The following is a 13,097-nucleotide window of genomic DNA, read 5'->3' as shown; positions in this document are numbered from 1 at the left end:
TCTGTATTTAACAAAATTTTATTTTATTTAATTATTAATAATAATTTTTAATACATTTTTTTTAATATAATTTTTTGCAATGTTTGATTTAGATATGGAAAATTGTTTTAATTACTATTTTATAATTTTTTTGATTTTTTTTGGAATATTAATTTTTTTTTCTAAAAAATTTTTTAATTATTTTATTAAAGAAATTTTTAATTATAATCATTTTAAATGGTTAAAGATTATGTATAAGAATAACGTTTTTGAAAGTTTATTCTTTTTTGTTCCATTTTTTATTGGATTTACATTAATCAAATTCTTTTTAAAAAATTATAATATAATTTTTATATATATTGAAAAATTATTTAATATATTATTTGTTTTAATTACTTTACAATTAGTAATTAGAGTGATCAATTCTATTATGGATATTTCTACTAATGAAAATAATCATCAAACAATAGCAATTCATTCTTTATCTCAATTAATAAAAATTATATCAATAATATTTTGTGTACTAATTATAGTTGCCATTCTAACAAAGAATAACATAGTTACTATTTTAACTGGTTTAGGTGCGATCACAGCTGTAGTTTTATTAGTATTTCGAGATACTATTCTTGGATTTGTTTCAGGAATTCAAATGGCATCTACTAGAATGATTAAAGTAGGAGATTGGATTGGAATATCCAAATATAATATAGAAGGAAAAGTTATGGAAATCAATTTAGTTTCCGCAAAAATAGAAAATTTTGATAAAACTATAACTAGTGTACCAACTTATGATTTAATTTCTACTGCCGTTACTAATTATGAAGTAATGCGACAAAAAAATATACGTAGAATAAAAAGATCTATATTATTTAATATAAAATCATTCCATTTTTATAATGAAAAAAAATTAAAAAAATTTAGAAACATTTATTTAATAAAAGATTATATTTTGAAAAAACAAAAAGAAATCAGTTATTTTAATAAAAAAATAAAATTAAATTCGAATATAAATATTGTTAATGGTAAAAGGTTAACCAACATAGGACTTTTTCGTCAATATACATTAGAATATTTATATAAACATCCTAATATATCTCAATCTGAAACATTAATGGTAAGACATTTAGACACTACACCTTATGGATTACCTATAGAATTATATTGTTTCGTGAAAACATCTGAATCTATTAAATATGAACAAATACAGGCAAATGTTTTCGATCATTTATTAACAGCTGCAAAAGTATTTAATTTAGAAATTACTCAAGTTTTAACTCTATAAAAACAATATAAAAAAATTTAATTGTAAAATCCAATGTAAATATTAAATAAATAAGCTGATATTTGATTCAAATATAGTGTATATATACAGCAATTTTAATGAAGTATTTTTTATTCAATACAATATTTAATGAAATATATATTAAATACATTTATGAATTCAAATCAATTATTTTCAATAAAATATTGGATGAAATTATATATTTTATTAAGATTTATAGATCGGATACGGATGAAATATAGTTTATTTTTTTAACAAAATTTTTATTAATCTAGATTATAAAAATAATAACATAAATTTTTTATAGAATTGCTATTTTTATATAATATTTATTTTTTATGGAAAAAAATTTTTAAATGATATTAAATAATGAAAATTTTATCTTCTAAAATATTTGGATTAGGTCCCTCTATTTTAGTTTTTCATGGGCTTTTTGGAAATGGAGAAAATTGGATATCATTTGCTAATAAATTTTCTAGTGATTATCAAATTCATCTTATAGATATAAGAAATCATGGATCAAGTTTTTTTTCTAAAAAAATGAATTATGATATTATATCAGATGATATTTTAAATTACATTAATTTTTATAAATTATATAATCCAATATTATTAGGACATTCAATGGGTGGACGTGCAGTAATGAATTTTTCTATTAAATATCCTTTGATTCCTAAAAAAATTATTATTGTAGATATAAGTCCAAAATTCCATGATGTACATCATAATTTTATTCCTATCCTAAAAAAGGTTAATTTTAATTTAATAAAAACAAGAAATGATTTAAATATTTTTTTAAAATTATATATAAAGGATTCTAGAATTAGAAATTTTTTTTCTAAATGTGTTGGAATTAACAGTAATGGAAAATTATATTTTCGTTTTTATCTAAAAGGAATAGAAAAAAATTATAATATTTTAATTAAAAAAAATATAAAAATAGGAAAATATAGTGGTCCAACTATTTTTTTACGAGGAGAATATTCTGATTATATCCCTATTAATGATAAAAAATATATTAAAAAAATTTTTCCAAAATCTTTGATTCTAACTATAAAAAAAAGTGGACATTGGATACATGTAGATAATTCGAAAGAATTTTATAAAGAAATATGTATTTTTCTTAACAAAAAAAGTTACTATGATCTTGGATTTTAAAATGATTCAAAAATTTTATTCAGAACTTAATTTTAAGATTAAGGAAATTCGATCAATAATAAAACGTCCAATGACATTGTCAGAAAAAATTTTATATATTCATTTTTTCAAAGAAAAAATAAAAAAATTATGTTTTAAAAAAAATGAATATATAAATATTTATCCTGACCGTGTTGCAATGCAAGATGCTACTGCTCAAATGAGTTTATTACAATTTATACAAACTAATAGTGTTAAAACGTTAGTTCCGACTAGCATTCATTGTGATCATCTTATTTATGCAAACGATGGATCATCTATAGATTTGAAAAAATCTATAGATGATAATCAAGAAATATATAATTTTTTAAGATCAGTTTCTAATAAATATGGAATAGATTTTTGGGAACCAGGTTCTGGAATTATTCATCAAATTATTTTGGAAAATTATGCATTTCCTGGTGGATTGATGATAGGTACGGATTCACATACACCTAATGCAGGTGGATTAGGAATGTTAGCGATAGGAGTAGGTGGTGCAGAAGCTGCTGAAGTAATGTCAGGATCTATATTAGAATTAAAATTTCCTAAAATAATTGGAGTTTTATTAAAAGGAAAAATGAGTGGATGGACATCTGCTAAAGATGTTATATTAAGATTATCCGGAATGATTGGAGTAATGGGTGCGTCAAATTCTATTATTGAATATTTTGGAGAAGGAACAAAAAATATTTCTTGCGTAGGAAAAGCAACCATATGCAATATGGGAGCAGAATTAGGAGCAACTTCTTCGATATTTCCATATGATTTTCATATGAATGATTATTTATTGAATAATGATAGAGAAGAATTATCAAATTTAATAAAATTGAATAAAATTGAAAATAGTTTAAGATCAGATTATGAGGTATATAATAATCCATATAATTTTTATGAAAAAGTAATCGAAATTAATTTATCCAAATTAGAACCTCATATAAATGGTCCTTTTACTCCCGATAAATCTACACCTATATCAAAAATAAAAGAAGAATGTAAAAAAAATAATTGGCCTATTCAAATAGAAATCGGATTAATTGGTTCTTGTACTAATTCTTCTTATGAAGATTTATCAAAAGTTGTACATATTATTAAACAAGCTAAAAAAAAAAAGTTAAAGATAAAATCAAAATTTTTAATTACTCCTGGTTCTAGAAAGATTTTTTCTTTGTTGAAAAAAAATAAATATATTGAAATATTTAAAAGCATTGGAGCTAAAATATTTTCTAATGCTTGTGGTCCTTGTATTGGTCAATGGAAAAGGTATAAAAATAAAAATGAAAATTTTAAAAAAAATACTATAATTCATTCTTTTAATAGAAATTTTTCATCTCGTAATGATGGAAATCCTAATACATATGCATTTATAGCATCTCCGGAAATTGTTACAGCACTTTCTTTTTCTGGAAAAATTAATTTTGATCCTAGAAAAGATTTTTTAAAAAATGAGCTTGGAGAGTATGTAAAATTGGATGAACCTCAATATATCAATAAATATAATAATATTTTTGAGAAAAATGATATCAATAAATTAGGATGTATTAGTTCTTCAATGAATAAGAATATTTCTATAAAAATAAATAAAAATTCAGAACGACTACAACTTTTACAGCCTTTTTCATTTTGGGATGGAAAAGATTTATCGAATGTAAGACTTTTAATAAAGGTTAAAGGAAAATGTACTACCGATCATATATCTATGGCTGGTCCATGGTTAAAATATAGAGGTCATCTTGAAAATATTTCCGAGAATTTATTAATAAAAGCAGTAAATTTTTTTAATAATAAAACAAATCATATTAAAAATATTATAACTGGTTTTTATGATTCTATCCCTAAAACTGCAAAATTTTATAAAAAAAATAATATATCTACTTTAATTGTAGGAGAAGATAATTATGGTGAAGGGTCGTCTAGAGAACATGCTGCAATGGAACCACGTTTTTTAGGAGTTCGTGTGGTATTGGTAAAATCCTTTGCTAGAATACATGAAACTAATTTAAAAAAACAAGGAATATTAGCTTTAACATTTTTAAAACCAAATGATTATTATAAAATTAATGAAGAAGATATTTTTCATTTTCATATGAATGATTTTGAAAAAAAATTTAATTTAAAAGTCGATATTATTCATAAAAATGGAAAAAAAGAAAAAATTATAACTAAACATTCTTATAACCAGAAACAAATTCAATGGTTTAAATTCGGATCTTCATTAAATTTTATTAGAAAAAATCAGTTATGAATGTTTTCAAATTTTTTGTAATCATTCTTATTAGAATATATCAATTATTTATATCTCCTTGGATTGGAAATTATTGTAGATATATTCCAACATGTTCAGAATATATGATTTTATCCATAAAAAAAATGAATTTTTTAAAGTCAATTTTTATGATATGCAAAAGATTAATTAGATGCAATCCATGGGGGGGTAGTGGATATGATCCTCCTGATTAATATTTATATAAATAATTAATCTTAAGTTTTAGATATGTATATTAATGTATTAGAATATATTAATTGGAATCCTATTCATAGATTTCATATATGGAAAGGTTTTTTTATTCATATTTATAGTTTAATGTTTATTATTTCCTTTTTATTAGGATGGTGGATCATGCAATATATATATCAAAACGATAATATTAATAAAAAATATTTGGATCCATTATTTAGATATACTTTTTTTGGAACTATTATAGGATCAAGATTAGGACAAATTTTTTTTTATGATTTTTTATATTTCTCAAATCATTGGATAGAGTCCGTATTACCTATTAGAAAAAATAACGGTAATTATTTTTTGGGAATTATAAAAAATTATGAATATGTGGGATATAGAGGTTTATCTAGTCATGGAGCAGCTATAGGAATAATTATAGCTGTTTTTTTTTATAAAAAAAAATTTTTAAAAAAAAAACCTTTTATTTGGTTATGTGATCGATTAGTCATTGTTGCAGCAATTTCTTCTATGTTTATTCGAATAGGAAATTTTTTTAATTCCGAAATAATTGGAATTCCAACTAAATTACCATGGGCTGTAAAATTTATTCAAATGGAAGATAAAAGATATAATCTAATGATTCCTAGGCATCCTACTCAAATATATGAATCTATAGTCTATTTAATATTATTTGTAATACTTTGGTTTTTTTATTATATTTTTTGTAAAAAAAAAATTTTAAAAAATGGTTTTTTATCTGGATTATTTTTGATAATAACTTGGGGATCAAGATTTTTGATTGAATTTATAAAAGAACCTCAAGAAAATGAATTTATTCATTTTTATATTTTGAATACTGGACAATGTTTGAGTATTCCATTTATTATTTTAGGATTTTATATTATTTTCATAACAAAAAATCAAAGTCTAAAATCTAAAATATTTATAATAAATAAATTTTATTTTTAATGAAAAAAAATAATAAATATATTTGTTATAAATATTTTAATTATGGTTTTTATATCTGAGAATGCTAAAAATAAACTAATCAATATCATGAATAGAAAAGGATTTTCAAAAGATATGTCATTTATTAGATTTGGGATAAAAAATGATGGGTGTTCTGGTATGTCTTATGAATTATCATTTGATAATAAAAAAAGAGAAGAAGATGAACTTTTTAAAGATAAAGAAATAAATATATTAATAAAAAAAAATAATATTCCTTATTTAAAAGGAGCAACATTAGAATATTCAGATGACTTAAACGGAAAAGGATTCTATTTTATAAATCCTAATGCTAAACATACTTGTGGATGCGGAAAAAGTTTTTCGTCATAATTAAAAAATGAAAAAAATAGATAAAAAAATATTAGAAGATTTTAATAATTCTGAATATAAATATGGATTTTCTATTCCAATAGAATCAGATAAAATCAAAATTGGATTAAATGAAGATATTATTAGAAAAATAACAGAAAAAAATAAAGAACCAAAATGGATGTTGGAATGGAGGTTAAAATCTTTTTATTTTTGGAAAAAAATGTCCTATCCAAAATGGGCTAATCTAAAATACAATATTCCTAATTTTCAAAAAATTATTTACCATTCATCTCCTAAAAAAAAAATTGATTTAAATAACATAGAAAAATCAGATTCTGAATTAATTAATATATTTGAAATATTAGGAGTTCCTATAAAAAAAAATTCGTCAAAAGTGGCAACAGATATAGTTTTGGATTCTGTATCTTTAATCACCACTTTTAAAGAAAAATTAAAAAAAAAAGGAATTATATTTTGTTCTATTAATGAAGCTATAAGAAAATATCCCATTCTTGTTAAAAAATATTTAGGGACTGTAGTCCCAAAAAATGATAATTTTTATGCTGCTTTAAATTCAGCAGTTTTTTCAGATGGTTCTTTTTGTTACATCCCAAGAGACGTTCATTGTCCTATGGAATTATCTACATATTTTCGTATTAATGAAGTTAATACTGGTCAATTTGAAAGAACTTTAATTATAGCAGATAAAAATTCTTCTGTTAGTTATTTAGAAGGATGTACGGCTACTCAAAGAAAAGAAAATCAATTACATGCTGCAGTAGTAGAAATTATAGCAATGGAAAATGCTAAAATAAAATATTCTACTGTTCAAAATTGGTATCCTGGGGATAAAAATGGAGTTGGGGGGGTATTAAATTTTGTTACAAAAAGAGGTTTATGTGAAAAAAAATCTAAAATATCCTGGATTCAAGTAGAAACTGGATCTTCTATAACTTGGAAATATCCATCTTGCATTTTAAAAGGTGATTATTCTTCTGGAGAATTTTACTCTTTAGCGTTAACTAAAAATTTTCAACAAGCAGATACTGGAACAAAAATGATACATATAGGAAATTTTACTAATAGTACTATTATTTCAAAAGGAGTTTCATCTGGAAATGCACAAAATAATTATAGAGGATTAGTAAAAATTTCTGAAAAATCAAATAATTCCCGAAATTTTTCTCAATGTGATTCTTTATTAATAGGAGATAAATGTGGAGCACATACTTATCCATATATCCAAGTATCTAATTCATCGTCGAAAATAGAACATGAAGCTACCACTTCTAAAATTGGAAAGGATCAAATATTTTATTGTAATCAAAGAGGAATTGATATGGAAAAAGCAATATCATTAATAGTTAATGGTTTCAGTAACCAAATTGTAAGTAAATTACCAATGGAATTTGCAATAGAAGCTCAAAAATTATTAGAAATCTCTTTAGAAAAATCTTTAGGATAAAAATTTATTTATTATGTTAAAAATAAAAGACTTACATGTTACTATAGGGAATAAAGATATCCTTAAAGGAATTAATTTAAAAGTTAATCCTGGAGAGGTACATGTAATAATGGGACCTAATGCATCTGGTAAAAGTACACTTGCGGCTGTAATAGCTGGGAAAGAAGATTATCATATTGAAAAAGGAGATATTTCATTTTTTAATCAAAATTTATTAAAATTTTCTCCAGAAGAAAGAGCATCTTTAGGTATTTTTTTATCTTTTCAAAATCCAATAGAAATTCCAGGAATTTCTATTATAAATTTTATTAAAACATCTATGAATTCAATTAGAATATCTAAAAATTTAGATAAACTATCAATCAAAGATTTTTTATATAAAATTAAAAATTTATCTTCTTTGTTAAGAATAGAAAAAGATTTTATATATCGTTCTTTAAATGATGGATTTTCAGGTGGAGAAAAAAAAAAATGTGAAATACTTCAAATGATGATGATTAATCCTATTTTATCTATTTTAGATGAAATAGATTCTGGATTAGATATTGACGCTTTACGAATAATTTCAAAAGGAATTAATACTTTTAAAAATAAAAATAATTCAATTATAATTATAACTCATTATAAAAGATTATTAGATTGTATTTGTTCGGATTTTATTATCCATGTTCTATATAATGGAAAAATTATAAAATCAGGAACTAAAAAATTAGTAGAAGAAATTGAAAATAAAGGATATGACTGGCTTAATGATTAAATAATTAGATTAAATTCATAATATGAAATTTATAGATAAAATAGATCTTTTAATATCTAAAATTAAATGTTCTAATGATCAATCCTATTTAACTCTAATAAGAAAAAAACATATTGATTTATATTTAAAAAACAAATTTAGTTTTATTGATTCTCCTTTTATTGAACAATGGAATAAAAAAAATCTGTATAATTTTTTTTATCAAAACGAAAAAAAAGAAAAATATAAACAAGAAAAAATTTTAGAAGATGAAATAATTTCTTATTCTAAAAGAAATAATACATTTTTATTTGTTTTTATAAATGGAAAATATAATGATCAATTAATAAAATATAAATATAATAAAATTAATTATAATATAATTAATTTGGATCATGTATTTGATAATGATAAAAAAATCAAAAATTTTTATGAAAATTTATGTTATTTTCGATATAATGTTTTTTATAGTCTAAATATAATTGTTTTAGATAATTTTTTATATATTAATATTCCTGATAATGTTTCTTTAGAAAAACCCATAGAAATTTTACATTATTATAATAATAATGAATCAATAATGATAAATTCTAGAATTTTAATAATTGTAGGAAAAAATTCTAATGTTAAAATTATTGAAAATTATAAATTTATAAAAAAAAATTACTCATTTATAAATATAGTAAATGATCTTTATGCTTCAAATTATAGTAAAATAGATTATTTTAAAGTACAAAATAATATAAAAAACTCATATTTTGTAGACAATACAAATATTAAACAAAAAAAAGGAAGTGAATGTAAAGTATATACTTTTTCTTTACAAGGAGAAAAAATAAAAAATAATTTGAATTTTTTTTCTAATGGTGAAAAAACAAAATCTAATTTATATGGAATTTCACTATTATATAATAAGGATTCTATTTATCATTCTACTTCTATAAATCATTTATTTTCAAATTCTTATAGTAATCAATTATACAAAAATATACTTTTTGGTAATTCCAATGGAATTTTTGATGGAAAAATATTTATCGATAAAAATATAAAAAAAATTAATGCATTTCAAAAAAATGAAAATATTCTTATTTCTAAAAGATCAAATTTTTATTCAAAACCTCAATTAGAAATTTATTCTAAAGATGTAAAATGTTCACATGGTTGCACAATTGGTCATATACAGAAATCTGAATTATTTTATCTTAAATCAAGAGGTATATCTGAAAAAGAAGGAAATATTTTATTATTATTTTCATTTTTAAATGATATATTTAAATCTATTACTTTGTATAATTTAAAAAAAATTATACAAGATAATATAAATAAGAAGTTGAATGAATTCTTATAAAAATGTTTTCAAGAAAAGAAATAAAGGAAATTAGGAATCAATTTCCTATTTTAAAAAAAAAAATTGATTCGGTAAATCCAATAATATATATTGATAATGCTGCTACTACTCATAAACCAATACAAGTTATTGAAGCATCTGAATATTTTTATTCTAATATAAATTCTAACGTTCATAGAGGAGTACATTTTTTAGGTAGAAAAGCAACTATCTCTATAGAGGATGTAAGAAAAAAAATTCAAAAATTCATTGTTGCAAAATATCCTTCAGAAATTTTATTTACAAAAGGTACTACAGAATCTATAAATTTAGTGGCTTCTAGTATTGGAAATCTAATTAAAAATGGAGATGAAATTATAATTTCTCACGCTGAGCATCATTCAAATATTGTTCCATGGCAAAATATTTGTAAAAATAAAAAATCTATTTTAAAAATTATTCCTATTAATAAAAATGGTTTTATAGATATAAAAATTTTTAAATCATTAATTTCAAAAAAGACAAAAATAGTTTCTATTAATCATATATCTAATGTATTAGGAATAATTAATCCTATTAAAAAAATTATAGATATATCTCATGAATATGGAGCATGGGTTTTAATTGATGGTGCTCAAGCAGCACCAAATGTATGTTTAAACATGCAAGATTTAGATACAGATTTTTATGTATTTTCAGCTCATAAAATGTATGGACCGACTGGTATTGGAATATTATATGGTAAAAAAAAAATTTTAGAAAAAATATCTCCTTATCAATTTGGAGGAGAAATGATAAAGAATGTAAGTTTTACAAAAACTACTTATTCAACCATCCCATTTAAATTTGAAGCTGGAACTCCTAATATAGAAGGAATTTTTTCATGGGGAAAAGCAATAAATTTTATTGAAAAAATTGGTATATTAAATATACAATTTTATAAAAAGAAACTTACTGAATACGCTTTAAAACGATTAAATAATATATCCGGAATAACAATTTATGGAAATGATTCTTTAGAAAAATTGAGTATTATTTCATTTAATATAAAAAATATACATTTTTTTGATTTAGGATCTATTTTAGATCGTTTAGGTATTGCTGTTAGAACAGGACATCTTTGTGCACAACCTTTAATGAATTTTTTTAATGTTTTAGGAATGATTCGAGTTAGTTTTGCGATATATAATACTTTTGATGAAATAGACTATTTATTTGAAAGTATTTTAAAAGCGAAAAAAATTTTGAAATTTTAATATAATATAATATGAATTATGCTATTGTTAATATAAAAGGAATGCAATTTAAACTTTTTGAAAAAAAATATGTTTATGTTCCATATTTATCACAAGATTTAGGAAAAAAAATTTCTATAAAAAAAGTACTTCTTTTTTATAAGAATGGAATTGCTAAAATAGGGACTCCAATTCTAGAAAAAATTAGTGTTCAAATAGAAATTTTAAATCATTTGAAAGGTAAAAAAATTATTATTTTTAAGAAAAAAAGAAGAAAAGGATATAAAATAAAAAATGGATTTAGACCTATTTTTTCAAAAATTAAAGTAATTTCTTTTTTAGAAGAATAAATAATTTTATATAGATATGGCACATAAAAAAGGTTCAGGAAGTTCTAGAAATGGTAGAGATTCATCAGGACGTAGATTAGGAATAAAGGTATATGGAAATCAATATATCCGTTCTGGAGGAATAATATTACGTCAAAGGGGAACTAAATATTATCCAGGAAGTAATGTAGGAATAGGGAGGGATCATACGTTATATGCATTAAAAACTGGATTGGTAAATTTTCGAAAAAAAAAATATAATAAGTCAGTTGTTTCTATTATAGAAATATAAATGAAATATTTTATTAATAACTGGATAGTTCAATTAGGATAGAACAACAGTTTCCTAAACTGTAAGTTGTGGGTTCGAATCCCATTCCAGTTATTTTTTAATTCAATCAATAGTGGTCTCAGCTGGACTTGAACCAGCGACCCCCTGATTATGAGTCAGATGCTCTAACCGACTGAGCTATGAGACCTAAAAAAAATACTAATTTCAATATTAGTTATTTATTTAAAATTAAAATTTTTTATGATTATTATGAACGAAAATAAAAAAAATATTATCAAATATCAAAAACTTTCTTCTATTTTTTTTATAGAGATAGCTGAAATTTTAAATGAAGAAAATAGAGATAATATAAATAATTTTTTAATTACATTAACTAATATAAAAATTAATTTTAATATCAATATAATAAAATTATATATTAATATTTATCCATTTGCTGAAAAAAGTATTGTTAATTATATCTATTATAGATCTAATTTTTATAGAAAATTATTATCTAAAAGATTGAGATATCGTGTAAAAAAAATACCTAAAATAAATATAAATATAATTAATAATTAAAATTTTTATTTAAAATAAATAATTTATAGATAATATGTTTTTAAATTTTCCGTAGATTCTGTATTAAAAAATATTTTTTTAGCTTCTTTTTCAAAATCTTTTATATTAGGAAATCTATTAGAATAATGACCTAAAAGTAATTTTTTTACTTTTGCTCTTTTTGCTATATCCGCTGCTTGATTAGCTGTAGAATGACCAGTTTTAGTAGCTCTATTTTCTTCTATTTTTAGAAAAGTAGATTCATGATATAATAAATCTACATTTTTTATATATTCTATAATAGGTGGATGATAAGACGTATCTGAACAAAATGCATAAGATAATATTTTAGGTGGATCTAAAGTTAATTTTGAATTAGGAACTATTTTTCCATTTGTACTAATAAAATCATTTCCTAATTTTAAATTTTTATAATCAGATATTTTAATAGATGATATTTTATTTATTTCTTTAATATTTAATTTTCTAGGACTTAATTTTTCTTTAAATAAAAATCCATTAGTATAAATTCTATGTTTTAATGGTATAGTAAAAACTTCTACTTTTTCATTCTCTAAAATTTTTTCTAATTTATTAGAATATAATTCTATATAATTTATAGGATATCTTAATTTAGTATAAGACCATTTAAAATGAACATTAATAATTTCTTTGAGTCCTTTTGGAGCAAAAATAACTACTGTTTTTTCTCTCCCTAATAAATGAAACGTCGATAAAAGTCCTATTAATCCAAAAAAATGATCCCCGTGTAAATGAGATATAAATATATGTATTATTTTACTAAATTTTATTTTAGCTTTTCTTAATTGCACCTGAGTTCCTTCTCCACAATCTATAAGAAAATAAGACCCATTCATTTCTAATATTTGAGATGTGGGATTAAACCTATTTGAAGTAGGTATAGACGAATGACAACCTAAAATTGTTAATGAAGATTTTCTCAATA

14 protein-coding genes and 2 tRNA genes are annotated in these 13,097 nt (G+C 21.5%); 14 read left to right on the top strand and 2 right to left on the bottom strand.

Annotated elements, in window-relative coordinates:
• Positions 1–79 precede the first annotated feature (79 nt).
• The 13 genes from H0H58_RS02770 (at position 80) to H0H58_RS02710 (ending at position 11,683) form a co-directional block, all read left to right on the top strand.
• Positions 80–1,261, top strand: a complete 1,182-nt coding sequence (locus tag H0H58_RS02770) for a mechanosensitive ion channel family protein (protein ID WP_185865023.1) — start codon at positions 80–82, stop codon at positions 1,259–1,261.
• Between the two features lie 369 nt (positions 1,262–1,630).
• Positions 1,631–2,419: an alpha/beta fold hydrolase gene (locus tag H0H58_RS02765; RefSeq protein WP_185865022.1), complete on the top strand. Its 789-nt coding sequence runs from the start codon at positions 1,631–1,633 to the stop codon at positions 2,417–2,419.
• Positions 2,403–4,682 (top strand): aconitate hydratase, encoded by a 2,280-nt coding sequence (locus H0H58_RS02760; protein WP_185865021.1) that lies wholly within the window; start codon positions 2,403–2,405, stop codon positions 4,680–4,682. Before H0H58_RS02765 ends, H0H58_RS02760 begins: the two co-directional genes overlap by 17 nt.
• A complete protein-coding gene (gene yidD / locus H0H58_RS02755) occupies positions 4,679–4,897 on the top strand; it encodes a membrane protein insertion efficiency factor YidD (protein WP_185865020.1) in 219 nt (72 codons plus the stop codon). The genes H0H58_RS02760 and yidD overlap by 4 nt, the downstream gene beginning before the upstream one ends.
• Positions 4,898–4,931: 34 nt before the next feature.
• Positions 4,932–5,852 (top strand): prolipoprotein diacylglyceryl transferase, encoded by a 921-nt coding sequence (gene lgt, locus H0H58_RS02750; RefSeq protein WP_185865019.1) that lies wholly within the window; start codon positions 4,932–4,934, stop codon positions 5,850–5,852.
• A 42-nt stretch (positions 5,853–5,894) separates the two neighbouring features.
• Positions 5,895–6,224: a HesB/IscA family protein gene (locus H0H58_RS02745; protein WP_185865018.1), complete on the top strand. Its 330-nt coding sequence runs from the start codon at positions 5,895–5,897 to the stop codon at positions 6,222–6,224.
• Positions 6,225–6,231: 7 nt separating this feature from the next.
• Positions 6,232–7,671 carry a Fe-S cluster assembly protein SufB gene (gene sufB / locus H0H58_RS02740; RefSeq protein WP_185865017.1) on the top strand — a complete coding sequence of 480 codons (1,440 nt, stop codon included), beginning with the start codon at positions 6,232–6,234 and terminating at the stop codon, positions 7,669–7,671.
• A gap of 13 nt (positions 7,672–7,684) precedes the next feature.
• Complete coding sequence (gene sufC, locus H0H58_RS02735) at positions 7,685–8,428, top strand: Fe-S cluster assembly ATPase SufC (RefSeq protein WP_185865016.1); 744 nt, start codon at positions 7,685–7,687, stop codon at positions 8,426–8,428.
• Between the two features lie 22 nt (positions 8,429–8,450).
• A complete protein-coding gene (locus H0H58_RS02730; protein ID WP_185865015.1) occupies positions 8,451–9,755 on the top strand; it encodes a SufB/SufD family protein in 1,305 nt (434 codons plus the stop codon).
• Between the two features lie 2 nt (positions 9,756–9,757).
• On the top strand, positions 9,758–10,990 hold the full coding sequence (locus H0H58_RS02725; protein ID WP_185865014.1) for an aminotransferase class V-fold PLP-dependent enzyme: 1,233 nt from the start codon (positions 9,758–9,760) through the stop codon (positions 10,988–10,990).
• 11 nt (positions 10,991–11,001) lie between these two features.
• Entirely contained in the window at positions 11,002–11,319 is a 318-nt protein-coding gene (rplU, locus tag H0H58_RS02720) for a 50S ribosomal protein L21 (RefSeq protein ID WP_185865013.1), read from the top strand.
• 16 nt (positions 11,320–11,335) lie between these two features.
• A complete protein-coding gene (gene rpmA / locus H0H58_RS02715) occupies positions 11,336–11,590 on the top strand; it encodes a 50S ribosomal protein L27 (RefSeq protein WP_185865012.1) in 255 nt (84 codons plus the stop codon).
• Between the two features lie 18 nt (positions 11,591–11,608).
• A tRNA-Arg gene (locus H0H58_RS02710) sits at positions 11,609–11,683 on the top strand.
• 20 nt (positions 11,684–11,703) lie between these two features.
• On the opposite strand, the gene H0H58_RS02705 is transcribed toward H0H58_RS02710, so the two are convergent.
• A tRNA-Ile gene (locus H0H58_RS02705) sits at positions 11,704–11,777 on the bottom strand.
• Positions 11,778–11,839: 62 nt separating this feature from the next.
• Between H0H58_RS02705 and H0H58_RS02700 the strand changes: the two genes are divergently transcribed.
• Complete coding sequence (locus tag H0H58_RS02700; protein WP_185865011.1) at positions 11,840–12,151, top strand: ribosome-binding factor A; 312 nt, start codon at positions 11,840–11,842, stop codon at positions 12,149–12,151.
• 23 nt (positions 12,152–12,174) lie between these two features.
• Here the strand turns inward: H0H58_RS02700 and H0H58_RS02695 are convergent, their stop codons facing one another.
• Entirely contained in the window at positions 12,175–13,095 is a 921-nt protein-coding gene (locus tag H0H58_RS02695) for a ribonuclease Z (protein ID WP_185865010.1), read from the bottom strand.
• Between the last annotated feature and the right edge of the window lie 2 nt (positions 13,096–13,097).

The organism is Blattabacterium cuenoti (genome assembly GCF_014251775.1).
GTDB lineage: Bacteria > Bacteroidota > Bacteroidia > Flavobacteriales > Blattabacteriaceae > Blattabacterium > Blattabacterium cuenoti_H.
Note: the sequence above shows the minus strand (reverse complement) of the source record. Positions and strands in the feature narration are given on the sequence as shown.